This window comes from Niallia circulans (assembly GCF_003726095.1).
GTDB classification, from domain to species: domain Bacteria; phylum Bacillota; class Bacilli; order Bacillales; family Cytobacillaceae; genus Niallia; species Niallia circulans_A.
Genome location: NZ_CP026031.1, coordinates 4,404,888 through 4,426,216, shown reverse-complemented (window position 1 = coordinate 4,426,216; position 21,329 = coordinate 4,404,888). Strand labels below are relative to the sequence as shown.

Here is a 21,329-nt window from a genome sequence, read left to right as displayed (position 1 = left end):
CTATACAACGCCTATGGACAGTAAGGGGACATCCAACCCACTCTTTTTCTTCATCTTTTCCGAGAAAGTTCCATAGCTATTAATATAATCAGCAAATCCTTGTACAGATATTTTCTTGTCCTGATATGGTGTAAGTAAATCAGATGTAATAAGACTTTTAATCATGTCTGTTTCTTCCGTCACAACCGGCTCTATTTGCTTAGGATCTCCAACAATTATTGCTCGACGGCATCGCATCAAAGCTCCAACCGCCATCTGAGGTTGTGCCTGCCCTGCTTCATCCACAATAAGCGTTCCAAGTGTACCAGGATGCTTTATATCACGTAAGAAAGTCTGTGCAGATGCAAATGTAGTTGATATAACCGGGGTAATAAGAAATATATTTTGAATCAATGCTGGGAAAGCATCAATTCTGTCTTTCTCACTCATGCGCACATCACAATCTTCATGCATATCCCACGCAATCAAAAGATTGATTATATTCTGCCTAAAGGCTTTAGAGGAAATTACAAATTCCTTATGTAGTTTACAAGCATAAAAGAACAGCTTTTCCCGCTCCCTATTGTAACGCTCTGTAAACCAAGGATTTGTAACCTGTGCCTGGGTTGACTCGATCTCATCATCCGATACATACCTGGCAATAAAAGATGAATCAATAGGAGTAAGTTTCTCAGCACCTTCGCTATGTTTGCTTAAAAGATTATAATAGCTAGTAATTTTTGAAAGCCGGTCTTTTTGTTTTTCAAAACTTCAATTTCAACCTTTTTCTCTGCTATCAAATTGTCTCGTGTAGTATCTTTCTTCCATCTTCCGAATAATCCTCTAGGTCTTGATTCCTCAAGTTCCATTAGATATGCATAATTTTCTTTTATTTTTCTATCAAGATCAACCTCAGAAATACTCTCATTAGTCAATGGTAAAGACTTTGCATAATGGCACAGGATTTCCAACTCTTTCTCAAGTTCTTTCACAATCTTAAGTTGTCTAAGAAAGCATTCTCTTTGCTCTACATATTTCTTTCGATGTTCCTCACGCACATTGTTAAGATTATAATCATTAATAAACTTTTTAAGTACAGATACACAATACTTGTTAATATTAGCACGTTTCCCAAACGGAGCAGATATAAGACCCCAACAGTCTTTTCGATTTAAAAGGTTATTAGCATAGCGCGTGAAATAAATATCACGTTCTTCTTTTATTTCACCGGATATTTTTATTTGTTCAATATCTTCTGATTTTTTGACGTTAAACAAATTATGAACTTCATTCAATCCCGACACCACTGATTCTTCATCATCTTTTGAAGGTTCAAGACTCTTGAGAATGTCATCACTTTTAGGAAGATCTGCAGTGATATTTTCGACAGCCGAATTATTACATGATGCTACTAACATTCCATATTGATTGATTTTATCATTCTTCAGCTTAAAATAAGATGGTGCATACTTAAAATACCCCTTATTATCCAACGGTCCTTGTGTAAATGAGCACCTCTCATAAGCATCGTCCGGATCTGAATGTGCGGCTTCCGCTAGAAGCTCAGCTCTTTTTACTATATTACTAGATACGATTTCTTTAAGAAGTGTTGTCTTTCCAGTGCCAGGAGGACCATTAACAGAAAATACTTCCGTGTTTGCATTTTCATCTATCGCAAGATTTACTGCCACTTGTTGCATAAGAGCAGGCATGAATTTAGCAGGCCACTTTCCTAGTGGAGCATTTTTGATATTAAGTGTATTTTGAAAGAAATCCATCATCTTCTGACGCTCTTCCTCTGGAGAAATAGATATACTATTCTCTGGAATAATTCCTACAGCTTTATTGTGTGTAGACAAAATATAATCTATCACTTTACGCTCATAATCAGAACCCTCTCCAAATTTTCCTGATTTGATTGCATCTATAAGCAAAACGATATCAGCCAAAAAAAAGCTCTTACCTAAACTTGCATAATCTTCTAGATTTTCTTCTTTATTCTTTACCTCACCATTCTTGTACCTGTCATAAATAAAGTGTCCTATGTAATCGGCAGGAAGTTCCGACTTTATTATCTTCACATAAGTATTATAAATATCTGAAAACACAGACGGCAATACAGCAAATAAATCCTCTGCTTCCTCAAACCAACTGTCATACTTTTTAGTCTCATCATCATAATCAATCGAATTCAAAGAAAATCCATTAACTTTTTTATTCCATACGGAAATAGCCCACAAAAGTGGAGATAGCTGGAATGAATTCTTCTGATAAATACCTTCCGTATCAGTTCTAAATGAAAACCAAGCAATCTCGCTACTTTTCGGATAGGCTATGTTTGGCTGTTCGTCATAATTTTTCACAAATTTAGCAAGATAATCTACCAAGTCATTTCTTTTAATTCTACCGAAAAGGAATGACAAATCTGTTCCCTCACAAGGAAATAGAGAAAATTTCTCCTTGTCGTTTTTTAATGCATGAGAAAGATCAATCGAAGGCTCTTTTATCTTGGTGAATATTGTAATTTTATCCAAATTACTATCGATCCGTTCACCTCTTGTAATCTTTTTTACTACTTTCTTATTGTCTCCAATCTCCTGTGGGATATCTACTTGATTTAAAAGTTCTATCGTCTTCCAATAATCAAGTATTTCAAGTACTTTTCTCTTCTCTATGTTTGTCATTTCTACTCTCCTAAACTGAAAAATTACTACTATTACTTACTGTTATGACATTTTTCTTCTGATAATATATTTAAAAATAGTGTGTTTTCACTCTTCTCTGTTATTATCCTGATATCTACCATCACTTTCAGTTTTCATCTCATTCCCATCCGGCAGAACAAACGCTTCCTCAACTCTATTATCCTTTATCTATTAGACAAAATGAAATCTGTTAATTTAGTTTTATCCCATTTTTGTGCTTCATTGGTGTGAATCTTATTATTTTGATATGAATCATAATTTTTCTGCAGATGCAACCGCCGCTCCTGCAACGATTATTGTTATTTCCTACTTTCTATTTATTTTACAAATTCTTTATATCAGAAGTAGCATGAAAATTAATATCTATATTAACTAATTTTTCCATTATTTATTATAGCATTTCACTCTAATACATTGTAATACATTTTATAGTTAGTGCTTTTCATTCTTATCAGCTTGTTATTATTAACTACTGGACTAATTATATCTAACTTATGAATTGTTAAATAAAAAATGGAAATAATGGTTATCGGTCATTAAATATTCTAGGAAGTGAGTTAAAAAGATGAGATGAAAGGTGATTTCTACAAAAGGGGTTGCACAAGGAAAAATGTACTTGTGGTTCCACTTGGGTCTTTATGATTGGTCTCGGACATCTTGCACTTAAATTTATTGTAATTTCATTGATGGCGTTAACAAAATGTTAGCATTTTTAATGCACTATCTTTTTTATTGTTATACTGGCTAAAAAATTAAAAGCATAAAAAGCAGACGAGGAAACCGCTCTCGTCTGTCATTTATACCTCTGATTATGAATTTTTAATAATCATGCTTGTAGCTTCCAATAACTTCTGCTCTTCTTCTGTAAGATTCTGTAACTCTACACCAACCAAATCACGAAAAATGTCTATCCCCACGTTACTCAAGAAATGAAAAAAGAAGCTTCCCACAAGTTTGCTCAACTTATGAGAAGCCTCCTATAAAACCTTCATGTTAACAATCCACTCTCATCTTATATAAAACCCTTATACATCGAGGGATTGGAAGGCAGATTACATCATGCCGCCCGTAAGATGAGAGTGTGTAATATTTTGAACGATGTGTGCCAATAGTGCGGTATATCAAGGTTTTGGGAATTCTAAGGTGTAACATCTTTAACGGGAATTTATTCTTTTTCACGAGATTGCGTTAGCAAAATGTTAGCATTCTACCACATAATTTTAAAGGAACAAATAATTATTCTATTCATTCTACACAATCCCATTACTAATTTATTGTTTCAAAAAGTATTTAGCACCATTCTACCCTCCATCGAAGGATGATGGGGGCCGTATCTTAAAAAATCTAAATAAGCTATTTATTTTCTGTACTCCAAATTTTTTTCATCTGAAATATACTTCTTAAATTTCCCTTTATCATAATCTACTGTATACCACCATTCATGAAAATGTTTTTTAGCAACTTTCTCAGCATAGACGCCCCACATTAACGAGTAATCACTTTCTTCAATAAACTGGATTAACTTATCCTTTACGAAGAGTAAACAGCTATCATATCCTAATAGTGCAGAATCGAAACATATCATGTCTCCGTCTTCATTGTGCCAGATCCCTTCAGTTTGTTGTTTTAGATTAAAGCACTCGACAATAATTTTGGATGGCATTACGTATGTTGGAATATTCCCGCCATTTATCGATTGATCCGTTTCCCACAGATACTTATGACAGGCAGGCATTACATCATTATCTTCAAAACTAGTCCTTTCTTTTTCAAAATCAATATAAGATTCACTCCAAAAGTGCTCATAAGCAAATATATTATATGTGTTTGGTAATGGTAGGCCATTGCCATTTATAGAATCCATTCTTTTTTTCAGAACTTCTTCTTTTTTGCTCTTATTAACAAAAAATGCACTTGCTAGGAATATTTTAGCATCTCTTTCGTTAAAGTTGTTATTCTCTTTTTTAACCGTCCAATCAAAATGAGAATACAGTGCAATATATTCAGTTCTGTCAAACTCGAACTCCAAATATTTCTGAGAATTCTCATAGAGAGAATCATTTTTCACCCATTCTATTGTTGGATTTGTCGGAAATTGATTTGGAATCAGTTCTAATTTTTTTGTTGGCATATCTTTCAATAAAAAAGTTGGATCAATGTCACGCATAAACGGTTCCCATGGCCCGGAGTATTGCGGAAGGAAAACTTTATTAACTTTAATCACATGGTCTTCCTCATTTGGTTCTTTCTCAATCTCCTCTATTTCTTCTTTTCCTTCAATTAGATTCCATAGATTTTTGTTTTTTCTATCCAAGTATTCTTGATACTCAATTGTATATATTTTTTCTTCCTCAAACGTAGGAAAATTATCGGTCAACTTTGCCATTAACTCATGAAATGCAATCCACTGATATTTCTTTCCAATCCTTTCAATTACATCATTATGTCTATCATGAGGACTAATATTTATGTCAAATTCTCCATGAAGTTTAATATCATATCCCATTTCAAAAACTCTTTTTATCGCTATATTACTTAATTCTTGGTCACTATCAAATTGATTTTCCCATTCTCTAACTTTTGAACCCAAAACATATCTACCGAAATCTCCATATCCACCAACACCTCTACCATACTCGGTTGTCATTGATGAAACAATTCTATTAACTGAATATACTCCCCGTGTGTTTTTATCTTTAGTATGTTCTTGTTCTAATTGATCAATTTCTTCGTTCGTAGGAATAGATTTATACCACTTGCTTTTATAAGGTGGCTTAATTTTACTCTTATCTATTTCTAGCATGTCATAAGTTAATAAAATAAATTCTATAGTTTGTCTAGCATAATCTCTTAATAAGACGTGTGGATATACTTCACTTTTACAAAAAATTTCATTATAAATATATTTAGCGATTTTTGGATGTGCTTCATAATTGTTACTTCTAACTACTCCTCCAAATACAGCTGCATATAATCTCTCTAAAATATATGGATCATCTACATCTTGAAATTTTTGTAACATGTTTATCATTGTTTCAGGAAACTCTTTAAATAAACTTACTAAACTCTTTGTACTAGAATCCCTAATTGCTTTGTTTGTGGAACTCAAAGTCCAAATTAAAGTTATTTCATATAATTCAACTGTTCTAGCGTCAATCTTTCTACTATTTTCCCAAGCCCAGTTAATAATCTTCAATATATTGATATCTCTTTTAGATATTTTTGTAGTCCAGAAAGAATCCCTTACTGGCAATGGATTTTTTATCAAAATTTCGAATAAAGTATTAGCATTTAATGGGTGGTCAAGTAGGCAACTTTTCTGGATTAGTACATTTAAAAAATTGTCAAGTGAATATTTATAACGGAATATATGTTTATTTATATAATTTTTGGTTGTCTTAGTAATACTTACCCCGTCTCTCCATATTAAGCTATCGTTAAATGACTCCATAACAGAAAAGTTATCTTCATGTTCTGGGAAAACTTCGAAGAACTCAATATTGAATTCATCTGCTAAAATAACCGATAATGCCTGTAGTAATCCAACATTAAAGGATATATTGCTCTCGGTGTTAAAGTATTTATTAATATTATAATCTTCTCTAATGTTCTTAGGTAATTCTTCACTACTTAATCCTTTTGTTCTGAATCGCTCAAGTAAATAATTAGCTAACAAATAATCACCCATGCGCTCATATGCAAAATATACAATTCTTTCTCCTCTATAGTTAACTGTATCCATTAATATATTTTCCTGAATTAAGGCTTCTAACACTTTTGTGTCGAAGCTAGTATAGTCTGTAGCAACTTTTCTTACTCTCCTATAAACATTCATATAATCCATTTCCCTATACTGAGAATCGTGCTGCCCCCTTATAACTTCTTCAAGTATTTTATGTATTACATTCAGATTTGAGTCAAAATCTAATCTATTATATGCAGAGAGCTTTTTATTAACGTCATCAATTATAAATGAAAATAGATTTGATATTTTAAGATTTTGATCGAATGAACTACGCTTTAAACTAGCATGTAATTCACATACAAGCTTTAGAAATAATGGATTATCATATTCTGGATTTAATAATGGAAAAACTGGTTCTTCAAGTTTATAGTAGGAACAAAAAGATGTAACTGGACTGTAGTCTTCTTTACTAAATCCATGATGTTTAAATTTTGTTATTTTGTTAATATCAATAAAACCCTCCGGTAGCAATTGTGATATAAAGGGAGTTCTAATTGAAAAAACGAACGATATATTTGAATACTGCTTTATTTTGTCTGTAAATCTTTGGAAATAACTTTTCCAAAGTCCTTTACCTTCCCCTTCATTTAATGCATCAATTATAAGAATAGCACGTTTACCAGTTCTTTCTGCTTCCCTATTTATGGTCGATAGAAATTGGTCAGTTGATCCTGCTAAATCCAAACTGTCTAGTAATTGTTTTAATGGCTCAATTTGGCTCGAAAAATGTTGCCCTAAAAAAAGAAAGACAATGTGGTTTTCTGCCCTTTTCTTCTTTGCCATATCTGCTAATAAATGTGATTTACCTATTCCTGCTTCTCCGTGTAATAATAAGTACGGATCATATAAACATCTGTAGCAAGTTTGATCTAAAAAACGATTGAAGTTTGAAATATTTATAGTAATTTCTCTAAAATAATCTATAAGTGAGTCTTTATCTTTCTTATCAAAATCTGCTTCGTATACAAGGTAAGTGTTTGACGCTGCTTGAATGTTATCTAAGACAGCATGTGCTTCTTTTAACAGGTCAACCTTCTCCTCAAAATTTTTATGACTTTCCAAAAAGGAATTAATTTCACTTATATCCAAATCTATTTGATTCATAAAATGACGATAAAACTCTTTTCCCTCTATACTTTCTAACGAACTTTCACTCTTTTTCTTAATGCTATCAATAATCTTCCTCAAGTATTTGTAATTTTCTTTTTGAAAATACTCACTCATTGTTATTGCTTCAAATGCGAGCATATTCTCCGTCTCAACGTTTAGTTCAGAAGTATAGCGGGGTCCAAGAGAGGATAGACTCATAGATAACTGAGTGTCAATAAAGTTATCACTTAATTTAAAATGATTATCTACATTGTTAATGGGGTCTAATTCTTTAGACAAAAATTCAATTATGCTATTTTGATTATCAATATCTAAATCTATAAATTTACTAGACAAATCGTTAGTTAATATGATATCAATTTTAGGATTGAAATGAATGCTATGAGGATTTAAAAACGTACCATTTTTAATATTTTCATTCTGGTTTCCAATAAAGAGAAATTTCATATGAAACCCATCTTTTTTATATTCAGCTATTATATCTTTTGATAAAGAAGATTCAATTTTTCGCTTTGTACAAGTAGCAGATACCTGTATAATTAGTTTTGACTTTCGGTCAATTAAATCAATTGCTGCTGCATTTTGTTTTTCCTCATTCATATTCGATAAAGATAGTCCAAATAAATAATTTAACAAATCCCTATAAAAATTTTCAGCATGAACATGTGTTGATAACAAGTTTAAACGACCATTTTCCTTAATAAATTCATTTAGTCTTACTAAATAACCAACAAACATACTTGTATTATTATTTCTATTCATCATCATTCCTCCAAATCGATTGCTTTTAAATAAACAGAGCTTCGGGTTAATCGTTGTATCTGCTAAGAATCAAGATAACAGTTTATTATTTGACTAGAATGAATTAAAAATTTCCTTCTTCCTTTTTCTCAAAATAACAGGCAATACGAACTAGTAGTTTAATTTCGTCTGCATTCATGTTATCTATGTTAATTTTGACCCATTTCACAGCAAACTCATTTGCAAAATGTTGCGCTTGTTGTAAGCCCCATTTATATTCAGATGATGATTCATTACCAACATGAAGGTAGCCAAATATTTTTTCAAGTTGGTAATGGCCCATTTCATGTATATTTTTAGGTCGGGCAGACAATACATTATCAAGTGCCGTAGCCATCTTTTCATAATCTAGTTCTTCAACTGCTTCAATTAAACAAGGAATTAAATTAGTTATGATTTTTTTATATGATGAAACAATATCCTTATTTGCCATTTCTGTTATTTCACAACTAAGACATTTGATCCCAAGTTCTACATAGTAAGTATTTTCATAACGGCTTTTGAGGATTTCTAATATATATTCCAAAGTAATAGTGGGGGATAAGTTTCTTGGAACTTTGACCTTTCTCCAAATCTTTTCTTTGTTATCAATAATTTGATACACTTTTTCTGTAGCTTTTTTTATAAGAAGAAACCGAGAGTTAATATATTCTTTGAGAAGGCTAAATGGAAAGAGTAGATCTTGAACTTCTTCAAATTTATTGGAATATATCCGAATTCCTACCCCATCCTTAATGCCTCTTGCACTCATAAAGTTACTATTCGCGATAACCAAAGGAGAATATTGTATCTCGCCCTTTTTAAAAAACTTTGGTCTATTTGTTTCAAATGGGTGAGCCATCGAAAGTGAGCGTATATATTCAAAAAACTTGTCATCAGTTGGGCAATCTTCTTGAGGAATATTTAATGGGGGAGCTACGCAAATATCTTTGAAAAATTTATATGAAACTGCATTGTCTTTATCTGAATAGACGTTCTCTATATCTAAGCTTTTTAAAAGTTGCTTGACAGCATCTAGTACCATACATGTATACATGATAAAAAATAGTAATTCTTCCTCTGACTTCGGTGGGTTAGCATTTCTATTAAGATATGAAATACTGCTATCCATTCTATCCATCACAGCACAAAAAAGATTGTAATGTTCTTTATATTCATTGTCATAAATAAAAATATCTGTTTTATTTATGGATTCTCTAAAATCTTCGCATATTTTCACATCTAAAAATCCGGTCATTTCATATCTCCTCTGTAATGTATTTTTTTAAAATAGATCTCATTCAACAGATTCGTAGAGTAAATTGAACTCTCCGTAACTCTCCTTGTTTTAAATATACTAAAACCAATGAGTAAAGGATTCTTTATTAAATGAGGATGAATAAGTTTATTTTCTCCTACCTTATTGAATGAGCAAATAAGATACCAACAATTCCTTTCCATATCCTAAGTAGATTATTCCACATTTACATTCAGTAATAGTATCATCTTCCAATCACACATAATGTTCGTTTCAAATATTTTAATACTATTTTACTATACCCTCGTAAAAAATCTAATTATCTGTATACTTTGTATCTATTATATATATTATTTCATTCAACCGACATAGGCGTGTAGTTTGTTTAATCTGGTTCATAAATTTATTAGCCCTGCAGACGTAACAAAATTCCTAAGAAAATAATAATTAATATGAAATATTAGACTCAACATCACAATTGCTGTCTCAATTAAGCAATTTTTGGACAGCCTTGGACATTCAATATTCAAATCACAAAAAAATGCGTACCTTCACTTCAGGCAAGAAATGAAAAAGAAGCCCCCAAAAGTTCAGTGAAATTATGAGAAGCCTCTAATAACGCATTAAATGTTAGCCAGTTGTTAGCCAAATGACTCTTAACTTACGTTAAATCCTTATATACGAAGGTTTCAGACGACTATCACATCATGCCGACCGTAAGATGAGAGTTTGTAATATCTTTAACAGTATGTGCAATAAGTGCGGTAAATCAATGTTTTGGATATTGCTTACTGTAACATCTTTAACGGCGATTTACCGTTTTTTGGATTGCGTTAGCTAACTGTTAGCATATTTTTCCTTTATGTGGTATTCGATATACTAAAATCGATAAATCAGCGTTTGGTAAGTTCTGTACTTTTAAAGCGCCAATGTTATTCCTTAAAATCAACATATATTGAAGTATTGTACAAGGCTTATAAGTATAGACAGCTTTATTGAAATGAAGAAAGGTCCTACAATGAATTGCTTTTTCGATTGTCTATGGATTTCATAATATTTAATATACTGTATAACTGCCAGCTATATTTTCCCTTTTAAATTCCATACTACGATCTCTATAAGGAAATGGATTTTTCTCATTTGTTTTATAAGTCATAAGAAGCACGCTCCCTTTCTTGGAAAGCTTGTCTCTTATAATCCTCAGATATTTTTAATAATTGAGTCGAAACTTTTGGGTATCTAATTCTAACTTTTCTTGCATAATTTTCATATTGAGCAGCTAGAGCTTCTTCTTTTCTACCATTAGTTCCCTGATAAATACCTCTGCTATTATAAATGCCCAATACAAATCCTTTTCCAATATCTTCTGTGTAATATTTTTCAAATACCTTACACACCGCAATATGTGGAAATATTTCATCATTCCTAGGAGAATAAGCAAAGCATTCGCCTAGAATCTGTCTTCCTATTATCTCATGTCCATTTTTATCAATTTCATCTAAAAATATTTTAACCCATATTTCTAATTTTTCTTCCGAAATATCGTTATTTTCGTCTACACATGGACAAAACTTTAATTTAAATAAAATTTCCCATGCCTGTTTCCCTAACCTTATTTTCACTTCATCAATATCTTTTTCTTCTTTAGAAGATTTATAAGCTGCTTGAATTAATGACGCTAATAATTTGGGGTCAGTTTTAAGTTCCTCCATTAAATATTTAGGAGGTAGTTGATCAATTAGTAAACTAAAGTATTCCCATTCTAGATGACAAATTCTTAAATAGAGATTTCTTTCAATATTTAGATTTGATTCTCTATAAATATTTTCAAATACCTCAATAATTAAGTAGCTATTTTGACTGTTTATAGTGAAAACTTCTTGATTTGATAATATTGCTTCTAATATTATTAGATTTTTTTCTAAATCTTTTTGAAAATATAGATCTATCATTCTTAATAATGCATTAAAATTTTTATACTTTAAAAGTTTTAACCATACCTCCTCCTTTACTCGGTTATCAACTATATCCCAATATATTACAAAATCCGTCCAATACTTATCCTGTAATTCTTCCGTGTACGCACTTAGTAATTCCAATACTTTTTCATCAACGTGTGCAATTTTTAATATAGGAAGAACCATTTCATCATTTTCTTTTAAGTAATTTAGTACATATTCTATTATCTTGATTCCTTCTTTACTATAAACCTTTTCGACGTAAGATATAAATAGGATCTCGGCTGAGTTTGCCAAAGCCTCATTTAAAAATTCGAAGTCTAAATTATAGTTGTAAATATCACTAGCTAAAATATTTCCAATGACTTGTTGTGAACGTCCAGTTGTATCATGAACCCTTAAAAGCTTTACCAAATTCCAAATAGAGTCTTTCGGATTCTCAATAATCAAATTTAATGCTTTTATACGTTCTTCTTTCAACTTTTCATTTTGTTTGTCCCAATCAGTTCTTTCATTTCTATCATATGGAGTAGGGTTTAACTCAACTAGCTTTTCATTAGTGAATAAATACAAATAATTATAAGTAACACATTTAAAAGTGATTAGATTAAATAGTTCTTCGATTTTTTTTACATTTACTTCACTTAAAGCCCAATCGGAATCTTTAAAGAATCTATGTCTATATATAATATCTCTTAATTTTTCTTTAAATGTGTATCTAACTTCATCTATTTCATTATTAAAGAGCGCTTGAACTAATTTTTCTCTGGCTAAATCATATAGTTCTAACTCAATAAATGTACATTTATCAAATAATACACCCCATTTTTCTAAATCGTTATTAGCTGTGTTAATTGCAATTGAAGTGTATGCCTTATAAGTTTTGAATAATTGATCTCTATATTCTAATTTATATTTAAACTCATATGGCCTATAATCTAGACGAGTCATACTCAAGAATGAGCCATGATTACTCCTATCGGGTAAAATTCGCTCCAAAATTAACCATCCAATTGAGCTAGTTTCAACAATATATTCAACTAAATCAATCTTTTCATCTAAACTAACATTTATCACATGTAACCAACCAGATAAAGCTTGACCTAGTGTGGATAAAGGACTATTAGATATCTTATAACTCAGATCCCTTTCTGCAAGCTTAACTAGTATTTTTATAGATCTAGGTGCTAAATTTTCTAAACAAAGTAACTTTTCAAGTGACCATATTACATGAGTATAATAATTTCTTGCGAAAAAACCATCTGATTTACTTTCAAACAAGTCCCATAGTTTCGATTCCGGATTATTAACTTCCTTTTCTAAAAAATCAACAAAAATAAATGGCGAAGCTTCTGATATTAAAGGTAAAAACTCCGCTATTGCAAACCATTGTTTTGAATTTTGTGTTTGGAGAAATAATCTTTCTATAATATTATCTACATATCTTTGAGTATCAAATGTATTAGCATTCTCTTTTAATGCTAAAGCTATCAGAGACCTAATTATTCCTCCTTTTAAGCTGCTAGAGTACTCTGAATCCTCATCCGTTAGTAATCTAGACCGATAGTGTTCCTCAATAGGCAAATCAAATTTAGCTGGTATTTCACTAAAAACTTCCAATACTAAATCTTCAAATAGTTGCAGTTTATCTTTAGTAATTTCAGAAAATAATATTTCCCAACTTTCTTCAATATTTGCTAATTTAAATACATCTTCATAACCAGTATTGTAGTGTAAAATAAATGGATCTTCACCATTCGTAACATCTTTAATAGAGTCTATATATTCGTTATAACTTATATTAATCAATCGTTCTATAAATAATTTATCTTTAGAATTATTTTTCCATGAACTTGCTAATAAAGCTGGTAACAAATTTAAATCTGTGTATTCTTCCCATCTAGGTTTACCGTTTTTACCTTCAAATACTTTCCGTTTAAAAATAGAATATAAACCATTACATTGGCGAACTAACTGATGCGCTATTGTTGCGTCACCAATTTCATCAGTTAACTTATCACGCATATTGTCTAGAGTTCGTTTATTAAGTTTCAAAGGTTTTTTATTACTAACAAAATCTTCTTCACCATATAAAATAATACTCACGTTTTTTGGAATAGAAGTGATTTCATTAGCATTGAAATTCGGAATTAAAATTTTATCTTCGAAACTCTCTTTTAATTTATTCCATTCTTCTAAATCTTCTACAATTAACACTTTAGGAATTAGGTGCCTGGACTTTGTTTTAATAATATATAAAATATATCCCATCACTTCTTCTTTTGTTTTACCCTGCAAATATATTGTACTTTGAGTACTAAGCATTCTAAAAAAATCCTCTTCAAAATCATTTTCTTCGTAATTGAAAAAGTCCAAGGAAATTTTTGGGTTAGTACACCCCATTAAAAATTCTTCAAAGCGATAAATGTCCGAAGCTTTTTCAAATAAAGCTAAGCCAATTTCTTTGAAATATTGTTCATATTTCATCAAGCTAACCGCTCCAATACGACTCGCTTCCCCATTTTCGGCAACTTGCTCTAACATTACTCCTACTACAAAGTTTTTATATATAATAGGTCCACCTGAACATCCTTGATAATCCTTAATAGAATCTGAATTAACCTTCAAATCCAAGTAACCGTTATCTCCGAGTAGTTTAAGTTCAATTAATGTACCTTCATTTTCTCGAACAGCTGGATAACCATATGTAAAAACATCTACTTGATCCTCAAAACAATACTTTATACATTCAAGCGAATTTGTATCACCAACAGTTTCATTAAGCTGCAAAGCAATAATTTCAAAATCATCTATTTCTCCATTACTAGGTAAAATAGGTGTTGCATGTCTAGTGAACTTTTTTCCATTTTTGTCTTGAAAAATAGTCTCGATTAGATTAGTATTATCAGATAAATATTCTTTTATTGAATGAATAGTTGTAATAACCTTATCATCTGAAACTAGAAAACCTGTTGAAACTTCTTCATTACACTTTACTTTCGGTATAGAATTTTTATATTTAAACCTCATATTAATCACTCCTAAAGTTCAATTACTAAAGGCTCTTCGCCATTTCCCGCAATAAGTTTATAATTATATTTATTTTGTAATTCCTCCCTTTTAAATAAATTAAAAGTTTCTGTTTTGTAATTAAAATATAATTGTTTTTCACAATTTGGATTAGCGGCTAACAATTTCATTATGGTTTGAGGATCCGGATGTTGATGTTTAAAACCATTAGTTGAAAAAAGATATTTCGGGGATTGCAATTTTAAAGCTAATTCGCTAGTGGTATTTTTAAAACTTCCATGATGTGATACTTTTACTAAATCAAAACTTTCTTGGCCTATTTCTCTCAATTTATCAAGAATAATATCTGGATGAGCATCAGCCAAAAACAAAAGTTTTCTTTCATTACTTTCTATTAAAATAGCGATTGAAGAACCATTATTAACACTTTTATCAATAGGATATTCTACTCCTATATAGTCTTCTAAGTTCATTGCTTCTTCCTGACGTTGCTTGGAAATTTCATTAACAGTTATTGTAGTATCATCCTCATACATCAATTGCATATATTCATATGCATCATCAAATAATTTATTATCGTTGATAGTAAAATTCCATTTTTTCTTTTTTAATTCTTTGACCCAATATGCTTCTAATTTATATAACTTGTCGTAATCCGGTGACAGTACATTTATTCTAATATCATCTATGTATATGGAATTATTGTCTTCTGATACAACTGCCCCTCCATTAAATTTGCCATTCCAATTATATTTTCCCTGCAGTAACAAAGCACCTAGAGTTGACCCTTGTTTTGCACTAATTTCATCTTTAGTTATCTCATCTTGATTAGCTCGTTTTACATGCGATTTCCCTAAAGATATTTCCCTTTCTAATATATCCTTCTCATTATCTTGTAATTCATATCCACCCTTTTTAAAGTTTTGTAAGTGACGATATGCATTAAACCAAACTTCATCAATTTCAATGAATTTATTTTTATTATTATCTTCAATAAATTTTATTGCACCTGAAATATGATCAGAATCTATATGAGTAATAATCATTAAATTTATCTTTTCATTATTTTGAGCTATTTTCACTAAATCTTTTTTCAAAAATTTTTCGTAAGTATTTATATATCCGCAATCTATCAATATGTGTTTTTTCTTTTTATCTCCAAAAGATATTAAGAAGCAATCTCCATTTTTTGCCGGGTACATTTTAACTTTAATCATTTATACCTCCAAGATTTTTCCTTGTTTAACTATGCAAAAGCTACAAAAGAGGCTGGTACACTTATAATATAATCCTAATTTATTAATCATTTGCTCGGCACTCACCCTTGTGATGAATAAGTACAATCTTCTAATTCTATTATACAAGAATATGCTAATAGATGGTTACATTACCTTATATTAGGGCTAACTATATTAATTCTATTTTCCTTTTTAACTTCCATTTGTTTCTTTGTACATTGTATATTTAAATAAATTTGGTAATATAATATTAATGTTGTAAGTGCAACTTGTAGTTTTGGCAGAGGGAATGCTACTCACGGCTCTAGAAAAATTGGAATTTCTAGTTTAGAAGAGGATAGAGTTACAAAATGGGAGTGTCCAGACTGCCATCAACAATGGGATCGGGATTAAGTAGACTTATTGATGCAGATAATACTCATAAGGTTTTCATATTATAATTTTATATAAATAACAGAAAAATCCAGCACTGAAATTAGTGCTGGTTTTTTCTCTTTAATGTCTTTGTTGCATTTCAGTCGACTATGTTTATTACTTCCACCTACTTAAAATTTATCATTATCTTGGCCCCACTAATCTTCTTCATTTCGATTAAGGATTAAATATATCAATAATCCTAAACATTTTTTTGCTATTGGCCAGCTCAAATTCTCAATTCTTACAACCGTTCGAAATAAATTTTACTGAACTACTTTTAATAATTAGTATCGTCTCTAACAACATAATTTACAATTTAATAAGAAATTCAAAAAGTTTTCATTCACATTTTCCTTATATAAAATCTATGGGTTTAACTATTTTATAAATATCTAAAACAAGAAAATATATATTATCAACTTTTTGAAAGTAAGATGTTTAACGCTTGAGGCCGAAAGCATTTAATTACAACCCTAGAACCTAGAAAGGAGGGACTCCCAAGTGGAGAACAATAAAAACAATTCAAATACTGATTGGTATAAGCAATGTCTAACTAACTGTGAAGATGTTGGAATCTCAAAAGCTATCATTCATATGTTCATCCACTTACAGGAACAAAAATATGAACAAGATAATTAAAAAACTTCGCATTCCCGGACATGAAACGAAAATAATTATCAAGACAATGGATAATCAACCAAAACAAGTGGATGGTTTTCAATTATCCCTTGATATAGATACGGAACTAAGAAATTCAACAAAAGGTCATTAACGTATAAATAATTCTCCTTCAGTCAAAGATGTTTACAAAAAACTAGATTGGAGGGGATAGTTTGAGAAAGCACTACCGTGTTGTAAAAGTGACTTACTCCGAAGAACTACCATCAGAATCAAGAATTGTGGTTTAAGCGTTTTATTGAGAAAGCACTTCTTGAGCATATTACAAAAGATGATTATAGACTTCAGGCTTTACTAATTGGTAGAAAATAAATTATTAGGAAGGAAACTGTCATGGAAGAAAAACAATTCATTGTGGTTTATAACCAGATGTATTATTGGTTTCATCATCTACAGCTGTAGATTTATATTCGTCGCCTACCTTTTCAAACTCAAAAGTATAAGTGTCTTCTTTTCTTTCTAAGGTAATCGTATTGTCGTCAATTTCATAAGTCATTCCTAAAGTAAAAGCACCTTTTTGAAATGAAACCGTATCTTTACTAAATTCGGCTGTATAAGATTCGCCATTACTTGAAACAACATTCCATTTTTTTGATTGCAAATTATCACCGACATTTCCACTCCCACAGGCTGTAAGCACCAGTAACAACGCTATTAAAGAAATAAATTTCTTCACGCTTTTCCCCCTTTCTGAAACTTATTTTTTGAAACTGAAAATACAATTTTCAAAAGAACTAAAATGAAGTAAACTGCACTCACACCAACCATAATTTTTATTAAAATATCCATAGTAACCATGAACATTAAAGCATTATCAACTTCTTGATTATCAACGTAATTTTAAATAGATAACCTGTTTTTATACAATGCTATTTTTTGAAAAATAAATAGGAAAAACGTTGTTATAAGAGTCGCTAAAAAACCAATAATAAATTTTTTATTCTTCTCTAACCATGCAACCATTTAAACCACTCCTACAACTGATTTAGCTAATGAGTGGGTTCTAGTTAACATCAAAACAAGTACCCCCATTGAAACTAACATCATCAGCAATCCATAAATTGTTGCACCTTCATCAATAATTAAAATACTTACTTTCTCTATCAAACCAGCATATACAACCAAGCAAACTATCATAAAAAACCCTTGTAGCATTAATGCTACTAATTGTTTAAGGTATGTTTGACCAATTGACCCGACCCAATCACGATTCATAAGCGTTGAAAATGGAAGTGGTGCAATTGAAATATGAAGCATTATTGTAATCATACGACTCCATGCAACTAGATAAATGATGCCAGCCATGACAAGTGAAACAATCAAAGCAATCGACGCCACAACCAATAATGTAAGTGCCATTCCTATATTTCCTTCTTCCAAACCATCAACAATTGTTGTTTTAAAAAGACTTGTTATTGATAATGCATCATTTGGTATTTGATTAATCATCCATTGACCTAAGTCAAAGAACGCAAGTGTTATATCAAAGCTATTTTAATTAAAGTAATGATAATCGCTGCTTTAAATATTAGAAAAAACATCTGTCCTGTATCAAATTCATTTCCTCTGTTTTTTTCAACGACAAGATTATAAATCTCGTAACAAAAAGCATAGGTTAATATCAAACCAGCAATAGGCATGACTGCCGTTTCTGATATAGTCCTTAACGTTTCAACTAAATTAGGTGAAAACTGTTCAGGTGTTTCAATTATTCCCGATTGGACATTATCAATACTTTTTTCAAATATTTCAGCTGTATGTCCTAATAATGATTCAATCGCGCCTTTTACCATGTTGAAGAAAACTTCAATTATCATTTCTTCTAGATCTTCTAGACAACCTCTCATAAATCTCACTCCTTATATTTTTAGTATCCCTAGTACCCCAACAAAAAAGGTCGACCCTTTCCTATCTCGGAAAAATCGACCTAATAAATATGGTTTATATTTTTTGTATCTCATGTATCTTTCTCTTACCCACATATTGAATCACTCCCTTACTTTATAATGTCTGAACTGTCTAATTTAGTTACCTGTTCGCTCAGAAATCGTTTTACAGATTGTTTAACCTCGTTTTGATACTTCATCTGTTTTATCCTCTAAATAGCTTAAAAACGCTTCTCGCTCCTTTAATTCAACAACAGCTTTCACTTTTTTATCACCCCTTCATTTTTTGTATTTATGAATAGCTATTTGCAACACTTCATCAATTTCATTTTCTCCATCAACATATGTTTGCAATAAAGCCCAATTTTCTTTCGTTAATGGTTCAGATCCAAGAGCATTAATCGCTAAGGCATCAGCAACAAATTTCGCTCGTTGTTCTCTTGTTGAATTTGCAATAAGATATTTATCCATGCTCATTATTTATCTCCTTTTATAATCTCTGCACCATCTAATTTAATCATATTTTCAACCGACTGTTAGCTGTACCAAATATCATTACTGTCTAAATTACTCTCCAGATATAAATTCCCTCCTTCTATAATCAGAACCATTCATCACAATTACATCTGTACTCTCCATCATTCTGGAAAAGTTTCGTTCTCCCACATGATTCTTTAATTCCTTACTATTAAAATTCGTTGTGTAAATGGTTGCTTTTCCAGCACGATCATCCAGGATTTCGAATAATTTGGAATTAGACTATACTGTGCGTTGCTCAGCTCCTATATCATCAAACACTAATAAATCCACACGTTGTATAACTTGTAATAACTCTGCCTCTGTTATCCCTTCCTTATTGTAAGTTTGCTTAATTTTTGTCAACAACTTAGGAAGTGATAAAAACAAACATTCATATCCTTGTTCTATCAATTTTTTAGTAATAGAGACAGATAGATGACTTTTTCCAGTTCCGTAGTTTCCTGTAAATAAAAGATTTTGTTTTTTATCAAAAGGAATCGATATAGGATAAGACTATTTGTTTAGCTTTCTCTAGCTCAGCACTAGTTGCTTCAAAGTTATCTAATGTTGCTTGCTTTAGTGAATCATTTATTAAAGAATAATAATTAAAACTCATTTTTAACTTTCTTCTTTTTTGTTGATAAGAAGCCTGTATAGCCAGCCTGTTCTACAAGTTCTATATCCTCACAGATACACCCAAGATAAATTAAGCTATGGTAGTTCTTAGAAGATAAAATTAAGTGAGGTAAACATATGAGCAAGTATAATTTTTTTGGAGAAGAAATTAAACGTATAAGAAATGCGAAAAAAATGACTATTAACGAATTAAGTGAAAAATCCTCCGTCTCTTCTTCCTATATCTCACAGATTGAAAATGGAAAAAGGGATACCCCTACACCGGAGTTAGAAGCTGACGTTTTCTTTACGAATTCGAAACAACTATCTGCTTATTTAAATATGTCGTGGAATACGATTGTCGAACAGAAAATGAAATTGCTAAGGGAACACATTTATTTGAATCGAATATCACATTTGAAGAACTAACAGATGAATGGTTTGAACATTATGCATCAGACTAAAATCAGCAGTGTTAGGCTAGGAAATACGCTATAAAACATTTGATAGATGTATGGAGAAATGTCCCAATAAAGAAAATCACTAAACATATGTATCAAACGGAACTTGACAAACTCAATAAGGAATTTAGCAGAAACTATATTGATAGCATTCATACTACAGCAAACATGATTTTTAAGTATGCTATAAGAAAAGATTTGCTGCATAATAGCCCTTCTTCTTCCTTTGTTATGCCTAAAAAGCAGGTTACAGTGGAAGAAATTGAACAAGAAAAGATACAGGAAAAATTTCTTGAGTTACATGAGCTGAAAGAATTTCTCTCAATAGCTAAAAAACATGGGCTTAGTATGGATTATTTAATGTTTACTACATTAGCATATACAGGTTTGCGATTAGGTGAATTATTAGCCTTAAAGTGTTCGGATATAAACTTTACTGAGTGCACTATTCGTATTTCCAAAACTTACTACAATCCAAATAATAAAATAGACAAATTTCAATTGTTAACTCCTAAGACAGACAAGTCGATTCGTACAATTATGGTTGATAAAGACTTGGTAAAATTATTTAAAACTCACCGTAAAGAGCAAATAGAACAGAAAATGAAAAATCAAATGTTATATCAAGATCAGAATTTCATCTTTGCTGAAAGTACAGGATGTCCAAGAGTAATGAAGAAGGTTGCTATCCGTTTACAACGTCTTATAAAATTGATGAACACAGATAAACACATTACCCCACATGGATTTAGACACACACACGTCTCTTCTTATAGAAGCTAGTGCAGGTGTTAAAGAGATCCAAGAACGATTAGGACATTCAGATATTAATACAACGATGAACATCTACGCACATATGACCAAAAATATAGAAGAAAAGACCTCCCAAAAGTTCAGTGAACTAACAAAAGGTCTTCTCTAAAAATTTTATTGTATGGCGTATCAAAATA

At 30.9% G+C, this 21,329-nt stretch carries 14 protein-coding genes and 2 pseudogenes; 4 read left to right on the top strand and 12 right to left on the bottom strand.

Annotation, left to right across the window (positions count from 1 at the left end; translation table 11 throughout):
* The 7 genes from C2I06_RS21285 to C2I06_RS21255 all read right to left on the bottom strand — a co-directional run bounded on the left by C2I06_RS21285 (position 1) and on the right by C2I06_RS21255 (position 15,782).
* Positions 1 to 429, bottom strand: a complete 429-nt coding sequence (locus C2I06_RS21285; protein WP_164463753.1) for an AAA domain-containing protein — start codon at positions 427 to 429, stop codon at positions 1 to 3.
* 263 nt (positions 430 to 692) lie between these two features.
* Complete coding sequence (locus tag C2I06_RS21280; protein ID WP_123258800.1) at positions 693 to 2,663, bottom strand: DEAD/DEAH box helicase family protein; 1,971 nt, start codon at positions 2,661 to 2,663, stop codon at positions 693 to 695.
* A gap of 830 nt (positions 2,664 to 3,493) precedes the next feature.
* A complete protein-coding gene (locus C2I06_RS25330) occupies positions 3,494 to 3,646 on the bottom strand; it encodes a hypothetical protein (protein WP_206427980.1) in 153 nt (50 codons plus the stop codon).
* 395 nt (positions 3,647 to 4,041) lie between these two features.
* A complete protein-coding gene (locus C2I06_RS21270; protein WP_123258799.1) occupies positions 4,042 to 8,301 on the bottom strand; it encodes an SMEK domain-containing protein in 4,260 nt (1,419 codons plus the stop codon).
* Between the two features lie 103 nt (positions 8,302 to 8,404).
* The gene (locus tag C2I06_RS21265) at positions 8,405 to 9,577 is read right to left on the bottom strand and encodes a hypothetical protein (RefSeq protein WP_123258798.1); all 1,173 of its coding nucleotides are present in this window, start codon (positions 9,575 to 9,577) and stop codon (positions 8,405 to 8,407) included.
* A gap of 1,145 nt (positions 9,578 to 10,722) precedes the next feature.
* Positions 10,723 to 14,565, bottom strand: coding sequence for a hypothetical protein (locus C2I06_RS21260; protein WP_123258797.1), 3,843 nt, complete (start codon positions 14,563 to 14,565; stop codon positions 10,723 to 10,725).
* An 11-nt stretch (positions 14,566 to 14,576) separates the two neighbouring features.
* Positions 14,577 to 15,782, bottom strand: a complete 1,206-nt coding sequence (locus tag C2I06_RS21255; RefSeq protein ID WP_123258796.1) for an MBL fold metallo-hydrolase — start codon at positions 15,780 to 15,782, stop codon at positions 14,577 to 14,579.
* A 939-nt stretch (positions 15,783 to 16,721) separates the two neighbouring features.
* Between C2I06_RS21255 and C2I06_RS25195 the strand changes: the two genes are divergently transcribed.
* Together C2I06_RS25195 and C2I06_RS25190 are read left to right on the top strand one after the other, a co-directional pair.
* Positions 16,722 to 16,859: a hypothetical protein gene (locus C2I06_RS25195; RefSeq protein WP_164463752.1), complete on the top strand. Its 138-nt coding sequence runs from the start codon at positions 16,722 to 16,724 to the stop codon at positions 16,857 to 16,859.
* Positions 16,843 to 16,992 carry a hypothetical protein gene (locus C2I06_RS25190; RefSeq protein WP_164463751.1) on the top strand — a complete coding sequence of 50 codons (150 nt, stop codon included), beginning with the start codon at positions 16,843 to 16,845 and terminating at the stop codon, positions 16,990 to 16,992. The genes C2I06_RS25195 and C2I06_RS25190 overlap by 17 nt, the downstream gene beginning before the upstream one ends.
* Positions 16,993 to 17,247: 255 nt before the next feature.
* On the opposite strand, the gene C2I06_RS21250 is transcribed toward C2I06_RS25190, so the two are convergent.
* The 5 genes and pseudogenes from C2I06_RS21250 to C2I06_RS25885 form a co-directional block, all read right to left on the bottom strand.
* Positions 17,248 to 17,574: an META domain-containing protein gene (locus tag C2I06_RS21250; RefSeq protein ID WP_123258795.1), complete on the bottom strand. Its 327-nt coding sequence runs from the start codon at positions 17,572 to 17,574 to the stop codon at positions 17,248 to 17,250.
* Between the two features lie 287 nt (positions 17,575 to 17,861).
* Positions 17,862 to 18,691: pseudogene (locus tag C2I06_RS26060) on the bottom strand (VirB6/TrbL-like conjugal transfer protein, CD1112 family).
* Positions 18,692 to 19,063: 372 nt separating this feature from the next.
* On the bottom strand, positions 19,064 to 19,261 hold the full coding sequence (locus C2I06_RS21240) for a hypothetical protein (protein WP_123258794.1): 198 nt from the start codon (positions 19,259 to 19,261) through the stop codon (positions 19,064 to 19,066).
* 282 nt (positions 19,262 to 19,543) lie between these two features.
* Positions 19,544 to 19,801 (bottom strand): ATP-binding protein, encoded by a 258-nt coding sequence (locus C2I06_RS25640; RefSeq protein ID WP_249928329.1) that lies wholly within the window; start codon positions 19,799 to 19,801, stop codon positions 19,544 to 19,546.
* The gene (locus C2I06_RS25885; protein ID WP_275068563.1) at positions 19,791 to 19,919 is read right to left on the bottom strand and encodes a hypothetical protein; all 129 of its coding nucleotides are present in this window, start codon (positions 19,917 to 19,919) and stop codon (positions 19,791 to 19,793) included. The genes C2I06_RS25640 and C2I06_RS25885 overlap by 11 nt, the downstream gene beginning before the upstream one ends.
* 137 nt (positions 19,920 to 20,056) lie before the next feature.
* On the opposite strand from C2I06_RS25885, the gene C2I06_RS21230 reads away from it, so the two are divergent.
* Positions 20,057 to 20,347, top strand: coding sequence for a helix-turn-helix domain-containing protein (locus C2I06_RS21230; protein ID WP_123258793.1), 291 nt, complete (start codon positions 20,057 to 20,059; stop codon positions 20,345 to 20,347).
* Positions 20,348 to 20,469: 122 nt separating this feature from the next.
* A pseudogene (locus tag C2I06_RS21225) lies at positions 20,470 to 21,301 on the top strand (site-specific integrase).
* The last annotated feature ends 28 nt before the right edge of the window (positions 21,302 to 21,329 follow it).

What these genes read in the sequence shown, in the direction of transcription:
- C2I06_RS25885 (WP_275068563.1), bottom strand. Translation starts at nt 19,919, where the DNA reads ATGAGTTTTAATTATTATTCTTTAATAAATGATTCACTAAAGCAAGCA.
- C2I06_RS21260 (WP_123258797.1), bottom strand. Translation starts at nt 14,565, where the DNA reads ATGAGGTTTAAATATAAAAATTCTATACCGAAAGTAAAGTGTAATGAA.
- C2I06_RS25190 (WP_164463751.1), top strand. Translation starts at nt 16,843, where the DNA reads ATGAACAAGATAATTAAAAAACTTCGCATTCCCGGACATGAAACGAAA.
- C2I06_RS21270 (WP_123258799.1), bottom strand. Translation starts at nt 8,301, where the DNA reads ATGAATAGAAATAATAATACAAGTATGTTTGTTGGTTATTTAGTAAGA.
- C2I06_RS21240 (WP_123258794.1), bottom strand. Translation starts at nt 19,261, where the DNA reads ATGAGCATGGATAAATATCTTATTGCAAATTCAACAAGAGAACAACGA.
- C2I06_RS21280 (WP_123258800.1), bottom strand. Translation starts at nt 2,663, where the DNA reads ATGACAAACATAGAGAAGAGAAAAGTACTTGAAATACTTGATTATTGG.
- C2I06_RS21265 (WP_123258798.1), bottom strand. Translation starts at nt 9,577, where the DNA reads ATGACCGGATTTTTAGATGTGAAAATATGCGAAGATTTTAGAGAATCC.
- C2I06_RS21230 (WP_123258793.1), top strand. Translation starts at nt 20,057, where the DNA reads ATGAGCAAGTATAATTTTTTTGGAGAAGAAATTAAACGTATAAGAAAT.
- C2I06_RS21285 (WP_164463753.1), bottom strand. Translation starts at nt 429, where the DNA reads ATGAGTGAGAAAGACAGAATTGATGCTTTCCCAGCATTGATTCAAAAT.
- C2I06_RS21255 (WP_123258796.1), bottom strand. Translation starts at nt 15,782, where the DNA reads ATGATTAAAGTTAAAATGTACCCGGCAAAAAATGGAGATTGCTTCTTA.